This window comes from Streptococcus oralis, assembly GCF_023611505.1.
Classification (GTDB): domain Bacteria; phylum Bacillota; class Bacilli; order Lactobacillales; family Streptococcaceae; genus Streptococcus; species Streptococcus oralis_CT.
In genome coordinates, this window is the sequence record NZ_CP097843.1 from 189,158 (window position 1) to 215,166 (window position 26,009).

General features: G+C 44.3%; 20 protein-coding genes, 14 tRNA genes and 3 rRNA genes. 36 read left to right on the forward strand and 1 reads right to left on the reverse strand.

Annotation, left to right across the window (positions count from 1 at the left end):
- The first annotated feature begins 29 nt into the window (after positions 1–29).
- The 25 genes from M9H69_RS01025 to M9H69_RS01145 all read left to right on the forward strand — a co-directional run bounded on the left by M9H69_RS01025 (position 30) and on the right by M9H69_RS01145 (position 16,151).
- Positions 30–1,379 (forward strand): glucose-6-phosphate isomerase, encoded by a 1,350-nt coding sequence (locus M9H69_RS01025; RefSeq protein WP_000018247.1) that lies wholly within the window; start codon positions 30–32, stop codon positions 1,377–1,379.
- 134 nt (positions 1,380–1,513) lie between these two features.
- Entirely contained in the window at positions 1,514–2,974 is a 1,461-nt protein-coding gene (gene gltX / locus M9H69_RS01030; protein ID WP_250315687.1) for a glutamate--tRNA ligase, read from the forward strand.
- Between the two features lie 12 nt (positions 2,975–2,986).
- The gene (locus tag M9H69_RS01035; RefSeq protein WP_250315688.1) at positions 2,987–3,421 is read left to right on the forward strand and encodes a cytidine deaminase family protein; all 435 of its coding nucleotides are present in this window, start codon (positions 2,987–2,989) and stop codon (positions 3,419–3,421) included.
- Positions 3,422–3,537: 116 nt separating this feature from the next.
- Positions 3,538–3,609 (forward strand) — tRNA-Glu (locus M9H69_RS01040).
- Positions 3,610–3,853: 244 nt separating this feature from the next.
- Positions 3,854–5,402: ribosomal RNA gene (locus M9H69_RS01045) — 16S ribosomal RNA — on the forward strand.
- A 51-nt stretch (positions 5,403–5,453) separates the two neighbouring features.
- Positions 5,454–5,526: transfer RNA gene (locus tag M9H69_RS01050), tRNA-Ala, on the forward strand.
- Between the two features lie 122 nt (positions 5,527–5,648).
- Positions 5,649–8,551 (forward strand): 23S ribosomal RNA (locus tag M9H69_RS01055).
- A 76-nt stretch (positions 8,552–8,627) separates the two neighbouring features.
- A 5S ribosomal RNA gene (rrf, locus tag M9H69_RS01060) occupies positions 8,628–8,743 on the forward strand.
- The 16S, 23S and 5S rRNA genes sit together here with 14 tRNA genes alongside, the layout of an rRNA operon.
- A gap of 4 nt (positions 8,744–8,747) precedes the next feature.
- Positions 8,748–8,820: transfer RNA gene (locus M9H69_RS01065), tRNA-Val, on the forward strand.
- 5 nt (positions 8,821–8,825) lie between these two features.
- Positions 8,826–8,896, forward strand: a tRNA-Gly gene (locus M9H69_RS01070).
- 34 nt (positions 8,897–8,930) lie between these two features.
- A tRNA-Ile gene (locus tag M9H69_RS01075) sits at positions 8,931–9,004 on the forward strand.
- A gap of 11 nt (positions 9,005–9,015) precedes the next feature.
- Positions 9,016–9,087, forward strand: a tRNA-Glu gene (locus M9H69_RS01080).
- Positions 9,088–9,093: 6 nt separating this feature from the next.
- A tRNA-Ser gene (locus M9H69_RS01085) sits at positions 9,094–9,183 on the forward strand.
- A gap of 11 nt (positions 9,184–9,194) precedes the next feature.
- Positions 9,195–9,268: transfer RNA gene (locus tag M9H69_RS01090), tRNA-Met, on the forward strand.
- Positions 9,269–9,271: 3 nt separating this feature from the next.
- Positions 9,272–9,344 (forward strand) — tRNA-Phe (locus M9H69_RS01095).
- A gap of 17 nt (positions 9,345–9,361) precedes the next feature.
- Positions 9,362–9,442 (forward strand) — tRNA-Tyr (locus tag M9H69_RS01100).
- An 11-nt stretch (positions 9,443–9,453) separates the two neighbouring features.
- A tRNA-Trp gene (locus M9H69_RS01105) sits at positions 9,454–9,524 on the forward strand.
- A gap of 14 nt (positions 9,525–9,538) precedes the next feature.
- Positions 9,539–9,611: transfer RNA gene (locus M9H69_RS01110), tRNA-His, on the forward strand.
- 13 nt (positions 9,612–9,624) lie between these two features.
- Positions 9,625–9,696, forward strand: a tRNA-Gln gene (locus M9H69_RS01115).
- A gap of 9 nt (positions 9,697–9,705) precedes the next feature.
- Positions 9,706–9,789: transfer RNA gene (locus tag M9H69_RS01120), tRNA-Leu, on the forward strand.
- A gap of 180 nt (positions 9,790–9,969) precedes the next feature.
- Entirely contained in the window at positions 9,970–11,247 is a 1,278-nt protein-coding gene (locus M9H69_RS01125) for a gamma-glutamylcysteine synthetase (protein WP_250315689.1), read from the forward strand.
- Positions 11,248–11,321: 74 nt separating this feature from the next.
- The gene (thrC, locus tag M9H69_RS01130) at positions 11,322–12,806 is read left to right on the forward strand and encodes a threonine synthase (RefSeq protein WP_250315690.1); all 1,485 of its coding nucleotides are present in this window, start codon (positions 11,322–11,324) and stop codon (positions 12,804–12,806) included.
- Positions 12,807–12,866: 60 nt separating this feature from the next.
- Complete coding sequence (locus tag M9H69_RS01135; protein WP_250315691.1) at positions 12,867–14,147, forward strand: MATE family efflux transporter; 1,281 nt, start codon at positions 12,867–12,869, stop codon at positions 14,145–14,147.
- Positions 14,148–14,150: 3 nt separating this feature from the next.
- Positions 14,151–14,771, forward strand: coding sequence for an HAD family hydrolase (locus M9H69_RS01140; RefSeq protein ID WP_250315692.1), 621 nt, complete (start codon positions 14,151–14,153; stop codon positions 14,769–14,771).
- A 165-nt stretch (positions 14,772–14,936) separates the two neighbouring features.
- The gene (locus M9H69_RS01145) at positions 14,937–16,151 is read left to right on the forward strand and encodes a LysM peptidoglycan-binding domain-containing protein (RefSeq protein WP_250315693.1); all 1,215 of its coding nucleotides are present in this window, start codon (positions 14,937–14,939) and stop codon (positions 16,149–16,151) included.
- A gap of 179 nt (positions 16,152–16,330) precedes the next feature.
- Here the strand turns inward: M9H69_RS01145 and M9H69_RS01150 are convergent, their stop codons facing one another.
- Positions 16,331–17,188 (reverse strand): DUF975 family protein, encoded by an 858-nt coding sequence (locus tag M9H69_RS01150; RefSeq protein ID WP_250315694.1) that lies wholly within the window; start codon positions 17,186–17,188, stop codon positions 16,331–16,333.
- Between the two features lie 116 nt (positions 17,189–17,304).
- Here M9H69_RS01150 and tgt point away from each other — a divergent pair, with 116 nt between their 5' ends.
- The 11 genes from tgt (at position 17,305) to comGG (ending at position 25,979) form a co-directional block, all read left to right on the forward strand.
- Positions 17,305–18,447, forward strand: a complete 1,143-nt coding sequence (tgt, locus tag M9H69_RS01155) for a tRNA guanosine(34) transglycosylase Tgt (protein WP_250315695.1) — start codon at positions 17,305–17,307, stop codon at positions 18,445–18,447.
- Between the two features lie 131 nt (positions 18,448–18,578).
- Positions 18,579–20,396, forward strand: coding sequence for an acyltransferase family protein (locus M9H69_RS01160; RefSeq protein ID WP_250315696.1), 1,818 nt, complete (start codon positions 18,579–18,581; stop codon positions 20,394–20,396).
- Between the two features lie 140 nt (positions 20,397–20,536).
- A complete protein-coding gene (gene nagA, locus M9H69_RS01165; RefSeq protein ID WP_084876957.1) occupies positions 20,537–21,688 on the forward strand; it encodes an N-acetylglucosamine-6-phosphate deacetylase in 1,152 nt (383 codons plus the stop codon).
- 153 nt (positions 21,689–21,841) lie between these two features.
- Entirely contained in the window at positions 21,842–22,207 is a 366-nt protein-coding gene (locus M9H69_RS01170) for a DUF1033 family protein (RefSeq protein WP_000286396.1), read from the forward strand.
- Positions 22,208–22,271: 64 nt separating this feature from the next.
- Positions 22,272–23,213, forward strand: coding sequence for a competence type IV pilus ATPase ComGA (gene comGA, locus M9H69_RS01175; protein ID WP_213988900.1), 942 nt, complete (start codon positions 22,272–22,274; stop codon positions 23,211–23,213).
- Positions 23,161–24,177, forward strand: a complete 1,017-nt coding sequence (gene comGB, locus M9H69_RS01180) for a competence type IV pilus assembly protein ComGB (RefSeq protein WP_213988901.1) — start codon at positions 23,161–23,163, stop codon at positions 24,175–24,177. The genes comGA and comGB overlap by 53 nt, the downstream gene beginning before the upstream one ends.
- Before the next feature lies 1 nt (position 24,178).
- Positions 24,179–24,502 (forward strand): competence type IV pilus major pilin ComGC, encoded by a 324-nt coding sequence (comGC, locus tag M9H69_RS01185; RefSeq protein ID WP_000735798.1) that lies wholly within the window; start codon positions 24,179–24,181, stop codon positions 24,500–24,502.
- On the forward strand, positions 24,465–24,899 hold the full coding sequence (gene comGD, locus M9H69_RS01190) for a competence type IV pilus minor pilin ComGD (RefSeq protein ID WP_250315697.1): 435 nt from the start codon (positions 24,465–24,467) through the stop codon (positions 24,897–24,899). The genes comGC and comGD overlap by 38 nt, the downstream gene beginning before the upstream one ends.
- Positions 24,862–25,164 carry a competence type IV pilus minor pilin ComGE gene (comGE, locus tag M9H69_RS01195; protein WP_167266658.1) on the forward strand — a complete coding sequence of 101 codons (303 nt, stop codon included), beginning with the start codon at positions 24,862–24,864 and terminating at the stop codon, positions 25,162–25,164. The genes comGD and comGE overlap by 38 nt, the downstream gene beginning before the upstream one ends.
- Positions 25,127–25,588 (forward strand): competence type IV pilus minor pilin ComGF, encoded by a 462-nt coding sequence (gene comGF, locus M9H69_RS01200; RefSeq protein WP_000250702.1) that lies wholly within the window; start codon positions 25,127–25,129, stop codon positions 25,586–25,588. The genes comGE and comGF overlap by 38 nt, the downstream gene beginning before the upstream one ends.
- Positions 25,566–25,979 (forward strand): competence type IV pilus minor pilin ComGG, encoded by a 414-nt coding sequence (comGG, locus tag M9H69_RS01205; protein ID WP_195217483.1) that lies wholly within the window; start codon positions 25,566–25,568, stop codon positions 25,977–25,979. The genes comGF and comGG overlap by 23 nt, the downstream gene beginning before the upstream one ends.
- Positions 25,980–26,009 lie beyond the last annotated feature (30 nt).

Genomic DNA, 26,009 nt, shown 5'->3' on the forward strand with positions numbered 1-26,009 from the left:
TAGAAAAGAAGAAATATTGGAGGATTATCATGTCACATATTAAATTTGATTATTCAAAAGTTTTAGACAAATTTGTTGCCCCACATGAAGTGGAATACATGCAAGCACAAGTAACAGCTGCAGACGAATTGATTCGTAAAGGAACTGGTGCTGGTAGCGACTTTTTGGGTTGGTTGGACCTTCCTGAAAACTACGACCGCGAAGAATTCGACCGCATCTTGAAAGCTGCTGAGCAAATCAAGTCAGATAGCGATGTTTTGGTGGTGATCGGTATCGGTGGATCATACCTTGGTGCCAAAGCAGCTATTGACTTCTTGAACCACCACTTTGCTAACTTACAAACAAAAGAAGAGCGTAAAGCGCCACAAATCCTTTACGCTGGAAACTCAATTTCATCTACTTACCTTGCTGACTTGGTAGAGTACGTAGCTGACAAAGACTTCTCAGTAAACGTGATTTCTAAATCAGGTACAACAACAGAACCAGCCATCGCTTTCCGTGTCTTTAAAGAACTCTTGGTTAAGAAATACGGTCAAGAAGAAGCTAACAAACGTATCTACGCTACAACTGACCGCCAAAAAGGTGCTGTTAAGGTTGAAGCAGATGCCAACGGTTGGGAAACATTTGTTGTTCCAGATGACATCGGTGGACGCTTCTCAGTCTTGACAGCAGTTGGTTTGCTTCCAATCGCAGCATCAGGAGCTGACATCAAAGCCCTTATGGAAGGTGCGAATGCAGCTCGTAAAGACTACACTTCAGACAAGATTACTGAAAATGAAGCTTACCAATACGCAGCAGTTCGTAACATCCTTTACCGTAAAGGCTACGCTACTGAAATCTTGGTAAACTACGAGCCATCACTTCAATACTTCTCAGAATGGTGGAAACAATTGGCTGGTGAGTCAGAAGGGAAAGACCAAAAAGGTATTTACCCAACTTCAGCAAACTTCTCAACTGACTTGCACTCATTGGGTCAATTTATCCAAGAAGGAACTCGTATCATGTTTGAAACAGTTGTCCGTGTTGACAAACCACGTAAGAACGTGATCATTCCTACTTTGGAAGAAGACCTTGATGGGCTTGGTTACCTTCAAGGAAAAGACGTTGACTTTGTAAACAAAAAAGCAACTGACGGTGTTCTTCTTGCCCACACAGACGGTGATGTACCAAACATGTACGTAACCCTTCCAGAGCAAGATGCCTTCACTCTTGGTTATACTATTTACTTCTTCGAATTGGCAATTGCTCTTTCAGGTTACTTGAATGCCATCAACCCATTTGACCAACCAGGTGTTGAAGCATACAAACGCAACATGTTTGCCCTTCTTGGAAAACCAGGATTTGAAGAATTGAGCAAAGAGCTTAACGCACGTCTATAGTCTGTAATAGAAGAAAAGAGTGGCTTGACCACTCTTTTTACTCTCTTTATTCGTAGACATTGGACTTAGGCGAGACTTGTGATATAATATAGAAAGCAAAAAGGCAGACGCCCAGAGACTTTATAGGAGAAACTATGTCAAAAGATATCCGCGTACGCTACGCACCAAGCCCAACAGGACTACTACACATCGGAAATGCCCGTACAGCATTATTCAACTACCTTTACGCACGCCATCATGGTGGAACTTTTATTATTCGTATCGAAGATACCGACCGTAAACGCCATGTCGAAGACGGAGAGCGTTCACAACTTGAAAACCTTCGTTGGTTAGGCATGGATTGGGATGAAAGTCCAGAAACTCATGAAAACTATCGCCAATCAGAGCGTTTGGAACTCTATCAAAAATACATCGACCAATTGCTAGCTGAAGGAAAAGCCTACAAATCTTACGTTACAGAAGAAGAGTTGGCAGCTGAGCGCGAACGCCAAGAAGCAGCTGGCGAAACACCACGCTACATCAATGAATATCTTGGCATGAGCGAAGAAGAAAAGGCGGCTTACATTGCAAAACGTGAAGCAGCTGGTATTATCCCAACCGTTCGCTTAGCCGTCAATGAAGCTGGTATTTACAAATGGCATGACATGGTCAAAGGCGATATCGAATTTGAAGGTGGCAATATCGGCGGTGACTGGGTGATCCAGAAGAAGGATGGCTACCCAACTTATAACTTTGCTGTCGTTATCGATGATCACGATATGCAAATTTCTCATGTTATCCGTGGAGATGACCACATCGCCAACACACCCAAACAGCTCATGGTTTATGAAGCGCTTGGTTGGGATGCACCTGAGTTCGGTCACATGACCTTGATTATCAACTCTGAAACTGGTAAAAAATTGTCTAAACGCGACACCAATACCCTTCAGTTTATCGAAGACTACCGTAAAAAAGGCTATTTGTCAGAAGCAGTCTTTAACTTTATCGCTCTTCTTGGTTGGAACCCAGGTGGCGAAGATGAAATTTTCTCACGTGAGGAATTGATTAAACTCTTTGATGAAAATCGTCTCAGCAAGTCACCAGCAGCCTTCGATCAGAAGAAACTAGACTGGATGAGCAACGACTACATCAAGAGAGCTGACTTAGCAACTATCTTTGAGATGGCAAAACCATTCCTAGAAGAAGCAGGGCGTTTGACTGACAAGTCTGAAAAAATGGTGGAACTCTACAAACCACAAATGAAGTCAGTGGATGAAATTGTTCCATTGACAGATCTTTTCTTTGCAGATTTCCCAGAGTTGACAGACGCTGAGCGCGAGGTCATGGCAGGAGAAACCGTTCCGGTTGTTCTAGAAGCCTTCAAAGCGAAATTAGAAGCAATGACAGATGAGGAATTTGTGACAGAAAACATCTTCCCGCAAATCAAAGCAGTTCAAAAAGAAACAGGTATTAAAGGGAAAAACCTCTTCATGCCGATTCGTATTGCAGTATCAGGTGAAATGCATGGACCAGAACTTCCAGATACGATTTACCTATTAGGTCGTGAGAAATCTATCCAGCATATTGATAATATGCTCAAAGAGATTTCTAAATAAAAAGGACTTCCGATGGATACATGGGAAAAGATGTATGAAGAAGCGCGAACCTTATACAATCCCCATGAAGTTTCTGACTTTGTTTATGCTAACCATGTCGTTGCCGCAGTAGAAGCAGAAGATGGTCAGATATTCGCAGGATTTTGTATGGAGGGCACTTGTGGCGTTTTTCATCTCTGTGCAGAACGAGCAGCTCTCTTCAATATGTATCAATTTTCAGGACAAACTAAAGTTAAGAAAATCCTCGCCTTTCGAGACAAACCACCCTATGGTGAAAGTTCAGGTATGCCCTGTGGCGCATGTAGAGAATTTCTCTTAGAATTGAATGCTGAAAATAAAGAAGCAGAGTTCATGATGGACTACAAAACAAGAAAAACAATCAAAGTTGCCGAGTTGGTCCCATACTGGTGGGGAGAGGAACGTGCGACTAATTGGCAAGATAAATAGAAGGAGTCAGTTTTACTGGCTCTTTTCCCTTATTTTTTCAGAATTTCGATAAAGAGGAAAAAAGATCTTGACAAAGTAGGAAAAGTAGGTATAATAGAAAGAGTTGAAAAGCTCAAGGTCCGTTGGTCAAGGGGTTAAGACACCGCCTTTTCACGGCGGTAACACGGGTTCGAATCCCGTACGGACTATGGTATGTTGCGGATGGAACACTTGATGAAAAAAGTTCAAAAAAGTTTCAAAAAAGTGTTGACAAGCGAGAGTGGCTGTGATATACTAATATAGTTGTCGCTTGAGAGAGATTGAGTGACAAAGACCTTTGAAAACTGAACAAGACGAACCAATGTGCAGGGCACTATAACTAAGGTTATAGTACTGAACAATGAAAAAAAACAATAAATCTGTCAGTGACAGAAATGAGTGAGAACTCAAACTTTTAATGAGAGTTTGATCCTGGCTCAGGACGAACGCTGGCGGCGTGCCTAATACATGCAAGTAGAACGCTGAAGAGAGGAGCTTGCTCTTCTTGGATGAGTTGCGAACGGGTGAGTAACGCGTAGGTAACCTGCCTGGTAGCGGGGGATAACTATTGGAAACGATAGCTAATACCGCATAAAATGGATTATCGCATGATAATTCATTGAAAGGTGCAAATGCATCACTACCAGATGGACCTGCGTTGTATTAGCTAGTTGGTGGGGTAACGGCTCACCAAGGCAACGATACATAGCCGACCTGAGAGGGTGATCGGCCACACTGGGACTGAGACACGGCCCAGACTCCTACGGGAGGCAGCAGTAGGGAATCTTCGGCAATGGACGGAAGTCTGACCGAGCAACGCCGCGTGAGTGAAGAAGGTTTTCGGATCGTAAAGCTCTGTTGTAAGAGAAGAACGAGTGTGAGAGTGGAAAGTTCACACTGTGACGGTATCTTACCAGAAAGGGACGGCTAACTACGTGCCAGCAGCCGCGGTAATACGTAGGTCCCGAGCGTTGTCCGGATTTATTGGGCGTAAAGCGAGCGCAGGCGGTTAGATAAGTCTGAAGTTAAAGGCTGTGGCTTAACCATAGTACGCTTTGGAAACTGTTTAACTTGAGTGCAAGAGGGGAGAGTGGAATTCCATGTGTAGCGGTGAAATGCGTAGATATATGGAGGAACACCGGTGGCGAAAGCGGCTCTCTGGCTTGTAACTGACGCTGAGGCTCGAAAGCGTGGGGAGCAAACAGGATTAGATACCCTGGTAGTCCACGCCGTAAACGATGAGTGCTAGGTGTTAGACCCTTTCCGGGGTTTAGTGCCGCAGCTAACGCATTAAGCACTCCGCCTGGGGAGTACGACCGCAAGGTTGAAACTCAAAGGAATTGACGGGGGCCCGCACAAGCGGTGGAGCATGTGGTTTAATTCGAAGCAACGCGAAGAACCTTACCAGGTCTTGACATCCCTCTGACCGCTCTAGAGATAGAGCTTTCCTTCGGGACAGAGGTGACAGGTGGTGCATGGTTGTCGTCAGCTCGTGTCGTGAGATGTTGGGTTAAGTCCCGCAACGAGCGCAACCCCTATTGTTAGTTGCCATCATTCAGCTGGGCACTCTAGCGAGACTGCCGGTAATAAACCGGAGGAAGGTGGGGATGACGTCAAATCATCATGCCCCTTATGACCTGGGCTACACACGTGCTACAATGGCTGGTACAACGAGTCGCAAGCCGGTGACGGCAAGCTAATCTCTTAAAGCCAGTCTCAGTTCGGATTGTAGGCTGCAACTCGCCTACATGAAGTCGGAATCGCTAGTAATCGCGGATCAGCACGCCGCGGTGAATACGTTCCCGGGCCTTGTACACACCGCCCGTCACACCACGAGAGTTTGTAACACCCGAAGTCGGTGAGGTAACCTTTTAGGAGCCAGCCGCCTAAGGTGGGATAGATGATTGGGGTGAAGTCGTAACAAGGTAGCCGTATCGGAAGGTGCGGCTGGATCACCTCCTTTCTAAGGATAAGGAACTGCGCATTGGTCTTGTTTAGTCTTGAGAGGTCTTGTGGGGCCTTAGCTCAGCTGGGAGAGCGCCTGCTTTGCACGCAGGAGGTCAGCGGTTCGATCCCGCTAGGCTCCATTGGTGAGGGATCACCAAGTAATGCACATTGAAAATTGAATATCTATATCAAATAGTAACAAGAAAATAAACCGAAACGCTGTAGTATTAAAAGAGTTTATGACTGAAAGGTCAGAAAATAAGGTTAAGTTAATAAGGGCGCACGGTGGATGCCTTGGCACTAGGAGCCGAAGAAGGACGTGACAAACGACGATATGCCTTGGGTAGCTGTAAGTAAGCGATGATCCAGGGATTTCCGAATGGGGGAACCCAACAGGTACTACCTGTTACCCGCATCTGTTAAGGATGTGAGGAGGAAGACGCAGTGAACTGAAACATCTAAGTAGCTGCAGGAAGAGAAAGCAAAAGCGATTGCCTTAGTAGCGGCGAGCGAAACGGCAGGAGGGCAAACCGAAGAGTTTACTCTTCGGGGTTGTAGGACTGCAATGTGGACTCAAAGATTATAGAAGAATGATTTGGGAAGATCAGCCAAAGAGAGTAAGAGCCTCGTATTTAAAATAGTCTTTGCACCTAGCAGTATCCTGAGTACGGCGGGACACGAGAAATCCCGTCGGAATCTGGGAGGACCATCTCCCAACCCTAAATACTCCCTAGTGACCGATAGTGAACCAGTACCGTGAGGGAAAGGTGAAAAGCACCCCGGGAGGGGAGTGAAATAGAACCTGAAACCGTGTGCCTACAACAAGTTCGAGCCCGTTAATGGGTGAGAGCGTGCCTTTTGTAGAATGAACCGGCGAGTTACGATATGATGCGAGGTTAAGTTGAAGAGACGGAGCCGTAGGGAAACCGAGTCTGAATAGGGCGCTTTAGTATCATGTCGTAGACCCGAAACCATGTGACCTACCCATGAGCAGGTTGAAGGTGCGGTAAGACGCACTGGAGGACCGAACCAGGGCACGTTGAAAAGTGCTTGGATGACTTGTGGGTAGCGGAGAAATTCCAAACGAACTTGGAGATAGCTGGTTCTCTCCGAAATAGCTTTAGGGCTAGCGTCGACATAAAGATTCTTGGAGGTAGAGCACTGTTTGGGTGAGGGGTCCATCCCGGATTACCAATCTCAGATAAACTCCGAATGCCAAAGAATTATGGTCGGCAGTCAGACTGCGAGTGCTAAGATCCGTAGTCGAAAGGGAAACAGCCCAGACCACCAGCTAAGGTCCCAAAATAATTGTTAAGTGGAAAAGGATGTGGGGTTGCACAGACAACTAGGATGTTAGCTTAGAAGCAGCTATTCATTCAAAGAGTGCGTAATAGCTCACTAGTCGAGTGACCCTGCGCCGAAAATGTACCGGGGCTAAAACAATTTACCGAAGCTGTGGATACCTTTATAGGTATGGTAGGAGAGCGTTCTATGTGTGGAGAAGGTGTACCGTGAGGAGCGCTGGAACGCATAGAAGTGAGAATGCCGGTATGAGTAGCGAAAGACAGGTGAGAATCCTGTCCACCGTAAGACTAAGGTTTCCAGGGGAAGGCTCGTCCGCCCTGGGTTAGTCGGGACCTAAGGAGAGACCGAAAGGTGTATCCGATGGACAACAGGTTGATATTCCTGTACTAGAGTATGTAGTGATGGAGGGACGCAGTAGGCTAACTAAAGCAGACGAATGGAAGTGTCTGTCTAAGCAGTGAGGTGTGAATTGAGTTAAATGCTTAGTTCTATAACATTGAGCTGTGATGGGGAGCGAAGTTTAGTAGCGAAGTTAGTGACGTCACACTGCCAAGAAAAGCTTCTAGCGTTTAAACATACTCTACCCGTACCGCAAACCGACACAGGTAGTCGAGGCGAGTAGCCTCAGGTGAGCGAGAGAACTCTCGTTAAGGAACTCGGCAAAATGACCCCGTAACTTCGGGAGAAGGGGTGCTGACTTTAGGTCAGCCGCAGTGAATAGGCCCAAGCAACTGTTTATCAAAAACACAGCTCTCTGCTAAATCGTAAGATGATGTATAGGGGGTGACGCCTGCCCGGTGCTGGAAGGTTAAGAGGAGTGCTTAGAGGTAACTCGAAGGTATGAATTGAAGCCCCAGTAAACGGCGGCCGTAACTATAACGGTCCTAAGGTAGCGAAATTCCTTGTCGGGTAAGTTCCGACCCGCACGAAAGGCGTAATGATTTGGGCACTGTCTCAACGAGAGACTCGGTGAAATTTTAGTACCTGTGAAGATGCAGGTTACCCGCGACAGGACGGAAAGACCCCATGGAGCTTTACTGCAGTTTGATATTGAGTGTCTGTACCACATGTACAGGATAGGTAGGAGTCTAAGAGATCGGGACGCCAGTTTCGAAGGAGACGTTGTTGGGATACTACCCTTGTGTTATGGCCACTCTAACCCGGATAGGTGATCCCTATCGGAGACAGTGTCTGACGGGCAGTTTGACTGGGGCGGTCGCCTCCTAAAAGGTAACGGAGGCGCCCAAAGGTTCCCTCAGAATGGTTGGAAATCATTCGCAGAGTGTAAAGGTATAAGGGAGCTTGACTGCGAGAGCAACAACTCGAGCAGGGACGAAAGTCGGGCTTAGTGATCCGGTGGTTCCGTATGGAAGGGCCATCGCTCAACGGATAAAAGCTACCCTGGGGATAACAGGCTTATCTCCCCCAAGAGTTCACATCGACGGGGAGGTTTGGCACCTCGATGTCGGCTCGTCGCATCCTGGGGCTGTAGTCGGTCCCAAGGGTTGGGCTGTTCGCCCATTAAAGCGGCACGCGAGCTGGGTTCAGAACGTCGTGAGACAGTTCGGTCCCTATCCGTCGCGGGCGTAGGAAATTTGAGAGGATCTGCTCCTAGTACGAGAGGACCAGAGTGGACTTACCGCTGGTGTACCAGTTGTCTTGCCAAAGGCATCGCTGGGTAGCTATGTAGGGAAGGGATAAACGCTGAAAGCATCTAAGTGTGAAACCCACCTCAAGATGAGATTTCCCATGATTATATATCAGTAAGAGCCCTGAGAGATGATCAGGTAGATAGGTTAGAAGTGGAAGTGTGGCGACACATGTAGCGGACTAATACTAATAGCTCGAGGACTTATCCAAAGTAGCTGAGGATACGAAGCGTGAGGTTTTCTAATTATTTGATAGATATTCAATTTTGAGTAGGTATTACTCAGAGTTAAGTGACGATAGCCTAGGAGATACACCTGTACCCATGCCGAACACAGCAGTTAAGCCCTAGAACGCCGGAAGTAGTTGGGGGTTGCCCCCTGTGAGATATGGAAGTCGCTTAGCTCGAGGGAGTTTAGCTCAGCTGGGAGAGCATCTGCCTTACAAGCAGAGGGTCAGCGGTTCGATCCCGTTAACTCCCATTTTAGCGGGTGTAGTTTAGTGGTAAAACTACAGCCTTCCAAGCTGTTGTCGCGAGTTCGATTCTCGTCACCCGCTTTGAACTTTGTTCAAATACCAAGTTTTTTAACTTGGGCGCGTAGCTCAGGTGGTTAGAGCGCACGCCTGATAAGCGTGAGGTCGGTGGTTCGAGTCCACTCGTGCCCATCTATGGATATGGTCCGTTGGTCAAGGGGTTAAGACACCGCCTTTTCACGGCGGTAACACGGGTTCGAATCCCGTACGGACTATTTGTTGGAGGATTACCCAAGTCCGGCTGAAGGGAACGGTCTTGAAAACCGTCAGGCGTGTAAAAGCGTGCGTGGGTTCGAATCCCACATCCTCCTTTTTATATTAACGCGGGATGGAGCAGCTCGGTAGCTCGTCGGGCTCATAACCCGAAGGTCGTAGGTTCAAATCCTGCTCCCGCAATTTGGCTCGGTAGCTCAGTTGGTAGAGCAATGGATTGAAGCTCCATGTGTCGGCGGTTCGATTCCGTCTCGCGCCATATCTTATTTATAACTTGGAAGGGTAGCGAAGAGGCTAAACGCGGCGGACTGTAAATCCGCTCCTTCGGGTTCGGGGGTTCGAATCCCTCCCCTTCCATTGCTTTAGTTACGGGCATAGTTTAAAGGTAGAACTAAGGTCTCCAAAACCTTCAGTGTGGGTTCAATTCCTACTGCCCGTGTTAATAAAATTATGGCGGGTGTGGTGAAGTGGTTAACACACCAGATTGTGGCTCTGGCATGCGTGGGTTCGATCCCCATCACTCGCCTATTTTATATTATTGGGGTATAGCCAAGCGGTAAGGCAAGGGACTTTGACTCCCTCATGCGTTGGTTCGAATCCAGCTACCCCAGTTACTATTTGCCGGCGTGGCGGAATTGGCAGACGCGCTGGACTCAAAATCCAGTGTCCGCAAGGACGTGCCGGTTCGACCCCGGCCGCCGGTATAGTAATAAGAACAAGGTTTTTTGACCTTGTTTTTTTATTTCTTACTAAATTGTATCTTGTTAATAGTGGGATAATGGTTCAGTAATTATTTTTGCGTGATTTTCTAATCTTTTAACTTGTTTTTTGGTATAATATTACTTATTCACAATTTATTTTGATTATGAAAGTGTTGGTGTTTGATGTCTCGTTCGATTGATTTGCTTAAGAAACGCTACTTAGAAAATATAAAAGAGAAACCTGATTTATTTGTGGGAATTGAGCTGGAGTATCCTGTTATCAATTTAGAGGGTAATGCTACAGATAGTGAAGTTGTTAAGGATCTCTTTCGGTATTTACCATCAGTTCTGGGTTTTACGATTGAAAAAGTAGATGACTTTGGGAATCCAATTCAGTTGCTTGATCCGGTCAGTCAGGATACTATCTTGTTTGAAGTTTCTTATACGACAATTGAGTTTGCTTTTGGGAGGGCTAAATCCATCCAAGAGGTTGAAGAGCGTTTTCGAGATTATATGGATCTGATTCAGAAAAAGTTGGGAGAGGTAAATCATGCCGTAGTTGGTTCGGGAATCCATCCATACTGGGAGAAGAATGAGAATTGTCCAGTAGCTTATCCCCGCTATCAGATGTTGATGGATTATTTGAATTTGAGTAGAAATGTTACTAAATCAGACTTACATCAATTCCCTGAGTATGGAGCCTTTATCTGCGGGAGTCAGGTTCAACTGGACGTTTCAAGGTCCAACTATCTGCGTGTTATCAACGCTTTTACTCAGATTGAAGCTGCCAAAGCTTATTTGTTTGCCAATTCAGAGTTTTCAGGGGAAGATTGGGATACCAAGATTTCCAGGGATATTTTTTGGGAAGAGTCTATGCACGGGATTTATTCTGAAAATGTAGGCGTCAATGCCAGACTCTTCAAAGACGAGAATGATTTTTTTGATTATCTAGATCATTCTGCAATCTTTACTGCGGAACGTGATGGCGAAACCTATTATTTTTATCCAATCCGTGCAAAAGATTACTTAGGGACTCCGGAAATTCAGGCCTTCGCCCTTGATGGGAGGGAAATCCTTCTTTATCCTCAGGAGAAGGACTTCCAAACTCACCGTAGTTACCAGTACCAAGATTTGACAACTCGAGGTACTATTGAGTTTCGTAGTGTATGTACGCAACCCTTGAATCGTACTTTTGCTGCGACGGCCTTTCACTTGGGTTTGTTGCTTAATTTAGACAAGTTAGAAGCTTACTTGCAATCTGCACCATTTTTTACCACATTTGGTCATGATTATAAGTCATTGAGGCGACAATTTTCTAAGAAAATGCTCACAGTTGAGGAAGAAACTGCAATTGTCGAGTTTTCAAAAGGCTTACTCCTTCTAGCTGAGGAAGGTCTGGAGAAGAGAGGCAAGCAAGAAATGACCTATTTGCAGCCTTTGAAAGAAGAATTGGGACTATAATTTCTCTTATAAAGGGAGAATTTTCTGAAAAATCATGATATAATGGAATGGACTATAGATAAAGGATAGAGATTATGACATTAGTTTATCAATCAACGCGTGATGCGAATAATAGAGTAACTGCTAGCCAAGCTATTTTGCAAGGTTTGGCGACGGATGGTGGTCTGTTTACACCGCTTACTTATCCAAAGGTGGATTTGGACTTTGAAAAATTAAAAGATGCTTCTTACCAAGAAGTGGCTAAGCTTGTCTTGTCAGCATTTTTGGATGACTTTACAGCAGAGGAGTTGGATTACTGTATCAACAATGCCTACGATAGTAAATTTGATACTCCAGCTATTGCCCCTTTGGTGAAACTAGATGGGCAATACAACTTGGAATTGTTCCATGGTTCAACGATTGCCTTTAAGGATATGGCCTTGTCCATCTTACCGTACTTTATGACGACAGCCGCTAAAAAGCATGGTTTGGAGAACAAAATCGTCATTTTGACAGCTACATCAGGTGATACTGGGAAAGCTGCTATGGCGGGGTTTGCAGATGTCCCTGGGACTGAGATTATCGTTTTTTATCCAAAAGATGGTGTCAGCAAGGTTCAAGAGTTGCAAATGACCACTCAGACTGGCGACAATACTCATGTTATCGCCATTGATGGTAACTTTGACGATGCGCAAACTAACGTCAAACATATGTTTAACGATGTAGCTCTTCGTGAAAAGTTGGCTGCCAATAAACTGCAATTTTCATCAGCTAACTCTATGAACATTGGTCGTTTAGTACCACAGATTGTCTACTATGTTTATGCTTACGCTCAGTTGGTTAAGTCTGGTGAGATTGTGGCTGGCGATAAGATCAACTTCACAGTACCAACAGGGAATTTCGGCAATATCTTGGCTGCCTTTTATGCTAAGCAAATCGGTCTGCCGGTTGGCAAATTGATCTGTGCTTCAAATGACAATAATGTTTTAACTGACTTCTTTAAAACACGTGTTTACGATAGGAAACGTGAGTTTAAGGTAACGACTAGTCCATCTATGGATATCTTGGTATCTTCAAACTTGGAGCGTTTGATTTTCCATCTTTTGGGGAATAATGCGGTTAAGACAACTGAACTCATGAATGCCTTGAATACACAAGGACAATATGAATTGACAGACTTTGATGCAGAGATTCTGGGTCTCTTTGCAGCTGAATATGCGACTGAGGAAGAAACTGTGGCAGAAATTAAACGTGTTTATCAAACAGATGCTTACATCGAGGACCCACACACAGCTGTTGCCTCAGCAGTTTATAGAAAATACCAAGCGGCTACTGGCGATGCGGCTAAGACAGTGATTGCTTCAACAGCTAGTCCATACAAGTTCCCAGTGGTTGCCGTAGAAGCGGTAACAGGAAAAGCAGGCTTGACTGACTTTGAAGCCTTGACTCAATTACATGAAATCTCAGGAGTGGCAGTGCCACCAGCAGTTGATGGCCTAGAAACGGCTCCAGTTCGTCATAAAACAACAGTGGCAGCTGCTGACATGCAAGCAGCGGTTGAGGCTTATCTAGGACTTTAAGACAGAGAGAGTAAACTCGGTTGGGAAACCAACTGAGTTTCTTTTCATCAGGAGGAGAGATTGTTTAAGAAAAATAAAGACATTCTTAATATTGCATTGCCAGCTATGGGTGAAAACTTTTTACAGATGCTCATGGGGATGGTGGACAGTTACTTGGTCGCTCACTTGGGCTTAATCGCTATTTCGGGTGTTTCAGTGGCTGGCAATATTATCACGATTTACCAGGCGATTTTCATCGCTTTGGGAGCTGCTATTTCCAGCGTTATTTCAAAAAGTTTGGGGCAGAAGGATCAGTCTAAGCTAGCCTATCATGTGACTGAGGCGTTGAAGATTACTTTACTATTAAGTCTCCTTTTAGGAGCTTTGTCTATCTTCGCTGGACAAGAGATGATAGGACTTTTGGGGACTGAACAGGATGTGGCCGAAAGTGGAGGACTCTATCTATCTTTGGTGGGTGGATTGATTGTTCTCTTGGGATTAATGACCAGTTTAGGAGCCTTGATTCGTGCAACGCATAATCCTCGTCTCCCCCTCTATGTCAGTCTTTTATCCAATGCCTTGAATATTCTCTTTTCCAGTCTAGCTATTTTTATCCTTGATATGGGGATAGCGGGTGTTGCTTGGGGGACTATCTTGTCTCGTTTGGTTGGTCTTGTGATTTTGTGGTCACAATTAAAACTGCCTTATACGAAACCGACTTTTGGACTGGATAAAGACTTACTGACCTTGGCTTTGCCAGCAGCTGGGGAGCGGCTTATGATGAGGGCTGGAGATGTAGTGATCATTGCTTTGGTCGTTTCTTTTGGGACGGAGGCAGTAGCGGGAAATGCAATCGGGGAGGTTTTGACCCAGTTTAACTATATGCCTGCCTTTGGCGTCGCTACGGCAACGGTCATGCTGGTGGCTCGAGCAGTTGGAGAGGATAATTGGAAAAGAGTAGATAATTTGAGCAAACAAACCTTTTGGCTTTCTCTGCTCCTCATGATGCCCTTGACATTTAGTATCTATGCCTTAGGGATACCACTGACTCATCTATATACGACCAATCCTGTAGCGGTTGAAGCTAGCGTTTTGGTGGCACTGTTCTCACTACTAGGGACTCCCATGGCGACAGGGACAGTTATTTATACGGCGGTTTGGCAGGGATTGGGAAATGCTCGCCTTCCCTTTTATGCGACAAGTATAGGGATGTGGTGTATCCGTATTGGGACAGCCTATCTGATGGGGATTGTTCTTGGGTGGGGTTTGCCTGGTATTTGGGCAGGAACCCTTTTGGATAATGGTTTTCGTTGGTTATTTCTACGCTACCGTTACCAGCGTTATATGAGTTTGAAAGGATAGGAAATGCAAAAAACAGCTTTTATTTGGGATTTAGACGGAACCTTATTGGACTCTTACGAAGCGATTTTGTCAGGGATTGAGGAAACCTTTGGTCAGTTTTCTATTCCTTATGATAAGGAGAAAGTGAGAGACTTTATCCTCAAGTATTCGGTGCAGGATTTGCTGGAGAAGGTGGCAGAAGAGCGAAATTTGGATGCGGAAGTGCTCAATCAGGTGCGCGCCCAGAGCCTAGCTGAGAAGAATGCCCAGGTAGTTTTGATGGCAGGTGCGCGTGAAGTGTTGGCTTGGGCAGATAAAGCAGGGATTCTGCAGTTTGTTTATACACATAAGGGAGACAATGCTTATACCATTCTAAGAGACTTAGGATTGGAATCCTATTTTACAGAAATTCTGACCAGTCAGAGTGGCTTTTCACGGAAACCAAGTCCAGAAGCGGCGACATATCTGCTAGACAAATATGAGTTGGATCCTAGGACTACCTATTATATGGGGGATCGGACTTTGGATGTGGAATTTGCCCAGAATAGTGGTATTCAAAGCATTAACTTTTTAGAATCTTCTTTTGAAGGCAATCACATGATTCAAGCACTAGCAGATATTCCTCATATTTTTGAGAGTAAGTAACGAGAAGATTGTGTCAGTTGTGTGACAGAGACCTAACAAACTGTTTCAAGTAATCGGGTTTGTTACAAGGAATAGACAGTTCTATTAAATAGGCCCGAGAGGGCTTTTTTTCTGCTTTTTTTGTGTTATGATAGACGGGTACTCATTTGAAAGGAATATGAACGAATGAAGAAAAGAATTATTTTTGCCTCAACAGTAGCCTTGTCATTTGCCCCAGTATTGGCAACCCAAGCAGAGGAGATCCTTTGGACTGCTCGTACCGTTGAGCAAATCAAAAACGATTTGACTAAAACGGACAACAAAACAAGCTATACAGTACAGTATGGTGATACTTTGAGCACCATTGCAGAAGCTTTGGGAGTAGACGTGACGGTTCTTGCTAATTTGAACAAAATCACTAATATGGACTTGATTTTCCCAGATACTGTCCTCACTACAACTGTCAATGAGGCAGAAGAGGTGACGGAAGTTGAAATCCAAACTCCTCAAGCAGATGCTAGTGAAGAAGTGACGACTGCGACAGCTGATTTGACGACGAATCAAGTGACAGTCGATGAACAAACAGTTCAAGTAGAAGACCTTTCTCAACCAATTGAGGAAGCTCCAACTGCAACAGAGACTGAAAAACCAGCAGAAGTAGCGCCAAGTTCAGAAGTTTCTGAGACAGCGACAGTTGTTGAAGAGACACCATCTATAGAAACACCTGTAGCTGAAGAAACAGCTGAAACGACTCCAGCGGAAGCACCAGTAGCAGAAACAACTCGCCCAGCTGAAGAAGAAGCTCCTCAAGTAGCGACTCCAGCTACCGAAGAAACGGCAACAACAACTCCAGCAGAAGCACCAATAGCAGCTGCGCCAGCAACTGAAACACCTGCTGATACAAGAGGAACAAGTGCAACAGAAGAAACAGCAGCATCAACAGCAACTTCTGACACTGCAACTTCGACTTATCAAGCAGAGCAAAGCCAAACTCCTTCAAGAACTTATGCAGCTCCAGCGGCTCCTGACTATGCAGGACTTGCTGTAGCTAAGTCTGAGAATGCTGGTCTTCAACCACAAACTGCAGCCTTTAAAGAAGAAATCGCTAACTTGTTTGGGATTACATCTTTTAGTGGCTACCGTCCTGGTGACAGTGGGGACCACGGTAAAGGTTTGGCCATCGACTTTATGGTTCCAGTGAGTTCAGCACTTGGAGATCAAATTGCAGAATATGCAGTCAAAAATATGGCTAGCCGTGGTATCAACTACATCATCTGGAAGCAACGTTTCTACGCTCCATACGATAGCAAATATGGACCAGCCTACACGTGGAATCCAATGCCAGACCGTGGAAGTGTGACCGAAAACCACTATGACCACGTTCACGTTTCAATGAACTAATCATTAAAATGGAAGTTGGGAACTGATTGAGTTCCCGCTTCTTTTTTGTGTGTAAATTCTTCAGGATAATAAGAAGATTATTCTGAAGCAAGGTGGACCCGCTATTTTGACTTTGCTGAGTATGTTGCTTTTGAAATAAGAAACCCAGCGTCCTTAAAGACGCTGGTTTTTGTATGCTCTTATCCATTTCGACGTTTACGGGCTAGTAGGGCTCTGTAAAAGAAGATGTGATTGTTTTGGATATAGGGAAGGAGTGAAAAGCTAGCAATTCCAAAAGTGATCCAATTGAGAAAGTACCAAGGAAGTAGTTGTAAGTCGAGGACAAAGCGTTGGAATTTGTAACCCTTCATCAAGAAACGGCTGGTTTTCAGAATTTGACTGGGTTTAGCCTGTCCTAAATCCAGAGTGTCGCAGAGGAGGAATTCTACCTGCGAGTAAGCGTAATGTTGAGGGATATAGAGGGCATTTCCTACAATCATCAAGATGAGGCTCGCGAAAAAGTAGAGACCAAAGGTCATAAGGAATTGCTCGGTTTCAAGCGACGAGAGGTCTAGTTTTGGAAACTCAGGATGTAGGGCAACAAATCTACGAGCCAAGAGATTGCTATAAAAGAGGAAATAAACGCCTACTAAGTTTGGAATGCTCCATAAAAAAAGGTAGAAACGTTTGATAAGTAGGGTCAAGAAGGTTTGCGAGAAGCACTCTTCAGCAAAGAGGGCCAGGCTTGATTTTACTGAGAGTTCCGTATCAGGAACCTTGAGAAGTCTGAGTGTCGCAAAGGCAGCACCTGCTAGAAAAATCGTACTCACAAAAGAAACCACTAGTGGGAAGAGATAGGCTTGGAGAACTTGCGCCAGCATGCTGAAAAAGGATTGCTCTAAAACACTTTCTTGGAGACGAGCCAAGGGGTTGAGAAAGCCTGACAAGATGACCAGCATACTAGGAAGGAGATAGACCAGAAGGAGGCGGGGATTTTCAGCCTGAAATTGCCTAGCCTGCAGACGAATAGTTTTTAAATCAATTTTTGGGTATTTCATTCTCTCATTATACCATAGTTCGTGACAGTTCCAGCTTTTTTTGATAAAATCATACAGTATGCCTTTGGGCGCAAAGTATGAACTGGGACTGTTTTTCCCAGCTTCGGAGGTAAAAAATGTCAGATTCACCAATCAAATACCGTTTGATTAAGAAAGAAAAACACACAGGAGCTCGTCTGGGAGAAATCATCACTCCACACGGCACCTTCCCGACGCCTATGTTTATGCCGGTTGGGACCCAAGCTACGGTCAAGACCCAGTCACCAGAGGAGTTGAAGGAGATGGGATCAGGAATTATCCTGTCTAATACTTATCATCTCTGGCTTCGTCCTGGAGATGAACTCATCGCTCGCGCAGGTGGTCTCCACAAATTTATGAACTGGGACCAGCCAATCCTGACGGATAGTGGTGGTTTCCAGGTTTATTCCCTAGCAGATAGCCGTAATATCACCGAAGAAGGAGTAACCTTTAAAAACCATCTCAATGGTTCCAAGATGTTCCTATCGCCAGAAAAAGCCATCTCCATTCAGAATAATCTGGGCTCAGACATCATGATGTCTTTTGATGAATGTCCTCAGTTCTACCAACCTTACGACTACGTTAAGAAATCCATCGAGCGTACTAGCCGTTGGGCCGAACGTGGCTTAAAGGCTCACCGTCGTCCACATGACCAAGGTTTGTTTGGAATTGTACAGGGGGCAGGATTTGAAGACCTTCGCCGTCAGTCAGCTCACGACCTTGTCAGCATGGACTTCCCTGGCTACTCTATCGGTGGTTTAGCAGTGGGAGAAACCCACGAAGAAATGAATGCAGTCTTGGACTTCACAACTCAACTGCTACCTGAAAACAAACCTCGCTATTTGATGGGAGTGGGAGCGCCAGATAGCTTGATTGATGGGGTTATTCGTGGTGTGGATATGTTTGACTGTGTCTTGCCGACTCGTATCGCTCGTAACGGGACTTGTATGACCAGCCAAGGTCGTTTGGTTGTCAAGAATGCCCAGTTTGCGGAGGACTTCATACCGCTGGATCCTGAGTGTGATTGCTACACATGTAAGAACTACACACGCGCTTATCTTCGTCACCTGCTCAAGGCTGATGAAACCTTTGGCATCCGCTTGACTAGCTACCACAATCTCTACTTCTTGCTCAATCTGATGAAGCAAGTGCGTCAAGCCATCATGGATGATAATCTCTTGGAATTCCGTGAGTATTTTGTGGAAAAATATGGCTACAACAAGTCAGGACGCAATTTTTAAAGTGTAAAAATAGAATGCCAAAATCCTAAGTTTTCTCTTAGGATTTTTCTTCTTTTTTTGATAAAATAAGGTGTATTATGGAATAAAAATTAGATGTTTTTACGATCTAATTGAGTGGGGAATAAACTCGTATGCGTATTAAATGGTTTTCCTTGATTAGGATTACAGGTTTACTTTTGGTGCTCTTGTACCACTTCTTTCAAACGATCTTTCCTGGAGGCTTCTTTGGGGTAGATGTCTTTTTCACTTTTTCAGGATTTTTAATCACTTCTCTCCTTTTAGAAGAATTTGGGAAGGCACGCCAGATTGATTTACTGGGCTTTTTTAAGAGACGGTTTTACCGCATCGTACCACCTGTGGTTCTGATGGTTTTGGTGACCATGCCCTTTACCCTCTTAGTTCGCCAAGACTATGTTGCTGGAATTGGCGGTCAGATTGCTGGAGTTTTTGGTTTTATGACCAACTTCTATGAGATGTTAACAGGGGGAAGTTACGAATCCCAGTTCATTCCGCATCTCTTTGTTCACAACTGGAGTCTAGCTGTTGAGGTTCACTACTATATCCTTTGGGGCTTAGCGGTTTGGTTCTTATCGAAACGTTCAAAATCTAGTAGTCAATTGAGAGGGATGGTATTTCTCCTTTCTGCGGGAGCTTTCATCATTAGCTTTTTCTCCATGTTTATTGGTAGTCTAATGGCTAGTTCCCATTCGTCTGTCTACTTTTCAAGTTTAACCCATATCTATCCCTTCTTTTTAGGAAGTATTTTGGCGACGGTTGTGGGTGTTCGTCAGACGAGCGATTTAGTTAAGCAGTTTGATCGGACGTGGGATCTTCGTCAGAATCTACTGGTGTTTGCTGCAGGCCTCTTGGTATTAGTACTCTTGACCTTCTTTGTCAAGTTTACCTACCTGTTCGCTTATCTATTTGGTTTCTTACTGGCAAGTTTAGCGGCCGTGACCATGATTCTTGCTGCGCGTGTCTTGCATGAGAAAACGCCTGAGATACAAGAACCTCGGATTATCACATTTTTAGCGGATACCAGTTATGCGGTTTACCTCTTCCACTGGCCTTTCTATATTATCTTTTCTCAGTTGATGAGCAATCTGCCCGCTGTTATTTTAACCGTTATCTTTTCCTATTTCTTCGCTATCTTATCCTTCTATATTATTGAGCCATTGATTGCCGGTAAGACCAATGCTTTGGTTAGAAAAATCACTAAACTGCATTATATCAGACCCATTAGTGCTAGTGTTGTGGGCGTCCTTTCCTTACTTACCTTGATTATCGTAGCTATGGCTCCTCAGGTTGGAGCTTTTGAGACAGACTTGATGGTCAATGGTTTCAAGCAAGCTCAGACCAATATAGGACAAACAAAGACTCTTGCTGAACAAGCTGAAGCCAGTCGCCTGGGAATTTCTGAGGGAACGAGTCTGATTGGGGATTCAGTGACTTTACGTGCCAATACAGCCTTAAAAGAAGCACTTCCTGATGCAAATATCAATGCCCAGGTTAGTCGAACGACCAAGCAAGCCAATGACATCATGCTCAATAATAGCCAGAACAAGGCGCTTTTAAAAACAGTTGTCATTGCAACGGGGGTCAACAATCCTGAAGGCTATAAGAATGATTTGGACAGCATCGTGAACAATCTACCGAAAGGACACCATCTGATACTGGTGACACCTTATGAGGGAGACAAGAGCAAGGACACTTATGCATCAGTGGAGCAGTATGCGGCTTATGCGAGAGAATTAGCTGAAAAGAATCCATATGTGAGCATCGCTGACTGGAATAAGGTCGCTAAGGAATACCCTGAAATCTGGGCTGGAACTGACCAAGTCCACTTTGGAAATGATAGCAACATGATTGAAGAAGGTGCTAAACTTTACGCAGAGACGATTGCAGCTGCTGTTAAGGCCACTCAAGAACTACCTGTGAAATCAAAATAAAATCAAAGAGTTGGAGATATCCAGCTCTTTTAAAATATCTCTAGAAAATAGGTCTATACCATTTACAAATGAAAAAGAAAGGTTTATAATGTAATTGACATAATAAATTCTAGAATCAATCTATCAAGGAGGTTATCATTATGCCTAATTATATTAAAGCGGATCAGTTTTTCTACCCACACGGAATTCGTCGTGGCGGTTACTTGGAACTTGTGGATGGCAAGTTTGGAAAACATGTAGAAGAGATTCCTGAAGGAGCTGAGGTGATTGACTATACCGGTTATAGCATTGCACCAGGACTTGTGGATACCCACATTCATGGATTTGGCGGTGTGGATGTCATGGATAATAACATCGAAGGTACCCTTCATACAATGAGTGAAGGACTACTTAGCACGGGTGTTACCAGCTTCTTGCCAACGACGTTGACTTCCTCTTACGAGCAGTTGCTTGCGGTAACTGAAAATATCGGTGCTCGTTACCAGGAAGCAAGTGGAGCCAAGATTCGTGGGATCTATTTTGAAGGCCCATATTTCACAGAGAAATACAAGGGAGCCCAAAACCCTGCCTATATGAAAGACCCTCGTATGGATGAGTTTCGTGCTTGGCAAAAAGCTGCCAATGGCTTGCTCAATAAAATCGCCCTTGCGCCAGAACGCGAAGGTGTAGAAGACTTTGTACGAACTATCACTGGAGAGGGCGTAACGGTTGCTCTTGGACACTCAAATGCGACTTTTGATGAAGCTAAAAAAGCAGTCGATGCTGGAGCAAGCGTTTGGGTACATGCCTACAACGGAATGCGTGGTTTGACTCACCGTGAGCTCGGTATGGTGGGAGCCATGTATGAATTGCCACATACTTACGCAGAATTGATTTGTGACGGTCACCACGTAGATCCAAAGGCCTGTGACATTTTGCTCAAGCAAAAAGGAACTGAAAATATTGCCCTTATCACAGACTGTATGACAGCTGGTGGCTTGGAAGACGGTGACTACATGTTGGGAGAATTCCCAGTAGTTGTTGCCAATGGAACTGCACGCCTCAAATCTACAGGCAATTTGGCAGGTTCTATCCTCAAACTCAAAGATGGTTTGAAGAATGTTGTCGAATGGGGCATTGCGAATCCGCATGAAGCAGTCATGATGGCCAGCCTCAACCCAGCAAAATCTGTTCACATTGATGATGTCTGTGGTCAAATCCGTGAAGGCTACGACGCTGACTTTATCGTACTAGATAAAGATTTGGAATTGGTAGCAACTTATCTAGATGGTGTGAAACGTTATCAAGCCTAAGAAGATAAAAAATAGGGGTCAATAAAGGACTCCTATTTTTATGATAGGCTGAAAAGGTATTTAAAGAAGTCTTCCTAAAGGGAAAGGCAAGCAAAATCCTTTTCTTGTAATAAAAAATTAGATATAATATACGATACAAAGGAAGTAGTAATAATGTATCGTGTTATAGAAATGTATGGGGACTTTGAACCGTGGTGGTTCATAGAAGGCTGGGAAGAAGATGTCATTATGAGTCAATCTTTTGACAAGTATTATGATGCTCTAAAATATTATAAATCATGCTGGTTTGAGCTGGAAAAGAAGAATCCTCTTTATAAGAGTCGGAGTGATTTGATGACTATTTTTTGGGATCCTGCTGATAAACGCTGGTGTGATGAGTGTGATGAGTATTTGCAGCAGTACCATTCTTTGGCACTTTTACAGGATGAGCAAGTCATCCCTGATGAAAAGCTACGTCCAGGCTACGAAAAACAAACAGGTCAAGAAAAGCATCGTTCTTGCCGCATGAAATGGAGATAAAAAAGTAACTTTTTAAGTTGCTTTTTTTTTATTTTTTTGCGAATAGTTAGATAAGGAGGGCGGTATGGTACAAGAAATTGCACAGAAAATTATTGCTACTGCGAAAGAAAAGAAGGCTCAGGATATCTATTTTATCCCCAAGGAAAAGTCCTACGAGCTTCACATGCGGGTTGGAGACGAACGCTGTCTAGTTGACTCCTATGAGTTTGATGTTTTAGCTGCTGTGATTAGTCATTTTAAGTTTGTGGCGGGTATGAACGTAGGAGAGAAGAGGCGTAGTCAGCTGGGGTCTTGTGACTATCAGCATGGGGAGAAGAAGTCTTCTCTGCGTTTGTCTACCGTAGGAGATTATCGGGGACATGAGAGTTTGGTCATTCGTTTGTTGCACGATGAGGAGCAGGACCTGCATTTCTGGTTTCAGGATATGAACGAACTGGGTGAGCAGTACCGGCAACGGGGACTCTATCTCTTTGCTGGTCCAGTCGGAAGTGGCAAGACGACTCTGATGCACGAATTAGCCAAGTCTCTGTTTATGGGGCAACAGGTCATGTCCATCGAAGATCCTGTCGAAATCAAGCAAGAAGAGATGCTCCAGTTACAGTTGAATGAAACGATTGGGCTGACCTATGAAAATCTGATCAAACTGTCTCTCCGGCATCGTCCGGATCTCCTGATTATCGGTGAAATTCGGGATAGCGAGACGGCGCGTGCAGTGGTCAGAGCCAGTTTGACAGGGGCGACAGTCTTTTCAACCATTCATGCCAAGAGTATCCGAGGAGTTTATGAACGCCTTCTGGAGTTGGGTGTGACGGAGGAGGAACTATCAGTTGTCCTGCAAGGCGTCTGCTACCAGAGATTAATCGGGGGAGGAGGAATCGTTGACTTTGCAAACAAAGACTATCAGGAACACCAGCCAACTAACTGGAATGAGCAGATTGACCAGCTTCTTAAAGATGGACATATCACAAGTCTTCAGGCTGAAACGGAAAAAATTAGCTACAGCTAAGCAGAAGAAAATCATCACCTTGTTTAACAACCTCTTCTCCAGTGGCTTTCATTTGGTGGAAATTATTTCTTTTTTGGGCAGAAGTGCCCTGCTGGAAAAGGACTATGTGGCCCAGATGCACCAAGGCTTGTCTCAGGGGAAATCCTTCTCAGAAATGATGGAAAGTTTGGGGTTTTCAAGTGCCATTGTCACTCAGTTATCCCTAGCTGAAGTTCATGGAAATCTCCACCTGAGTCTGGGAAAGATAGAAGAATATCTGGACAATCTGGCCAAGGTCAAGAAAAAGTTAATTGAAGTGGCGACCTATCCCTTGATTTTGCTGGGATTTCTCCTGCTAATCATGCTGGGATTAAGAAACTATTTGCTCCCCCAACTGGACAGTAGCAATATCGCTACTCAAATCATTGGCAATCTGCCACAAATTTTTCTGGGACTAGTGTTGGTTTGCTCTCTATCTTTACTTTTAGCCCTCACTTTTTACAAAAGAAGTTCCAAGATGCGGGTCTTTTCGATGTTAGCGCGGATTCCCTTTCTGGGAATCTTTGTCCAGACTTATCTGACAGCCTATTACGCGCGTGAATGGGGCAATATGATTTCGCAGGGAATGGATCTGACGCAGATTTTTCAGATTATGCGGGAACAAGGTTCCCAGCTCTTTAAAGAAATCGGTCAAGATCTGGCTCAAGCTCTGCAAAATGGCCGCGAATTTTCTCCAACCATAGCGACCTATCCTTTCTTTAAAAAGGAGTTGAGTCTCATCATAGAGTATGGAGAAGTCAAGTCCAAGCTGGGGAGTGAGTTGGAAATCTATGCTGAAAAAACTTGGGAAGCCTTTTTTACCCGAGTCAACCGCACCATGAACTTAGTACAGCCACTGGTTTTTATCTTTGTGGCCCTGATTATCGTTTTACTTTATGCGGCAATGCTCATGCCCATGTATCAAAATATGGAGGTAAATTTTTAAAATGAAAAAACTTATGACAAATTTAAAAAAAGCCAAGGTTAAAGCTTTCACTTTGGTAGAAATGTTAGTCGTCTTGCTCATCATCAGCGTTCTTCTCTTGCTCTTTGTACCCAATTTGACCAAGCAAAAGGATGCCGTAGATGATAAAGGAAAAGCTGCTGTTGTCAAGGTTGTGGAAAGCCAGGCAGAACTTTATCGTTTGGATAAAAATGATGATGCCAGTCTCAGCAAATTACAAGCGGACGGTCGTATCACAGCAGAGCAAGCCAAAGCTTATAAAGACTACCATGCAAAACAAAAAACAAGTCAAACTGTTGCAGATTAAGGCCTTTACTATGCTGGAAAGTCTCCTTGTTTTGGGACTTGTGAGTATCCTTGCCTTGGGCTTGTCCGGCTCAGTTCAGTCCAGTTTTGCAGCGGTGGAGGAGCAAATTTTCTTTATGGAGTTTGAAGAACTCTATCGGGAAACGCAAAAACGCAGTCTAGCCAGTCAGCAAAAGACCAGCTTGAATTTAGATGGACAGACGATCAGCAATGGCAGTCAAAAGTTGACAATTCCAAAAGGAATTCAGGGACCATCAGGACAAAGCATTATATTTGATCGAGCTGGGGGCAATTCCTCTCTGGCTAAGGTTGAATTTCAGACCAGCAAAGGAGCGATTCGCTATCAATTATATCTAGGAAATGGAAAAATTAAACGCATTAAGGAAACAAAAAATTAAGGCAGTGATTTTACTGGAAGCGTTGGTCGCTCTAGCTATCTTTGCCAGCATTGCGACCCTTCTTTTGGGACAAATCCAACAAAATCGACGGTTAGAGGCAGAAATCTTGCAAAAGGAAGAAGTCTTGCGTGTGGCGAAGATGGCTCTGCAAACAGGGCAAAATCAGGTAAACATAAATGGAGTTGAGATTCAGGTATTTGCTAGTGAAAAAGGATTGGAGGTCTACCATGGTTCAGAGAAATTGCTCGATCTTAAAGAGCAGTAAGGTAAGAGCTTTTACTCTTTTAGAATCTCTGCTTGCCCTTATCGTCATTAGCGGAGGTTTGCTCCTTTTTCAAGCTATGAGTCAGCTCCTCATTTCAGAAGTTCGTTACCAGCAGCAAAGCGAGCAAAAGGAGTGGCTCTTGTTTGTGGACCAGCTAGAGGCTGAGTTAGAGCGTTCGCAGTTTGAAAAGGTGGAAGACAATCGCCTCTACATGAAACAGGATGGTAAGGATATCTCTATAGGGAAGTCTAAATCGGATGATTTTCGGAAAACGGATACCAGCGGAAGGGGCTACCAACCTATGGTTTATGGGCTTAAATCAGCTCAAATTACAGAAGAAAATCAATTAGTTCGCTTTCGTTTCCAATTTCAAAAGGGCTTAGAAAGGGAGTTCATCTATCGTGTGGAAAAAGCAAAAAGTTAAGGCAGGCGTTCTTTTATATGCAGTCACCATGGCAGCCATCTTTAGTCTTTTGTTGCAGTTTTATTTGAATCGGCAAGTAGCCCATCACAAAGACTTTGCCCTAAACAAAGAAAAGTTGGTAGCTTTTGCCATGGCCAAGCGAAGTAAAGATAAGGTTGAACAAGAAAGTGGGGAACGAGTCTTTAACCTGGGAAAAGTTACTTATCAAAATACGAAAACAGGTTTTGCAACAAGTGTTCGTATGAATAAGAGCAACTATGAATTTCTCTTTCCTTCGATGAAACCCAAGGAAAAGAAAACGGATAAAAAGCAACAGGTAGCGACTGATTCAAACCCAGAACAAAATCAACAAAAAACAGAAGATAAGGCAGAAAAGAAAGCCAATTCCTAGGCAATTCAACTTCTTTGTGTTACACTAAAA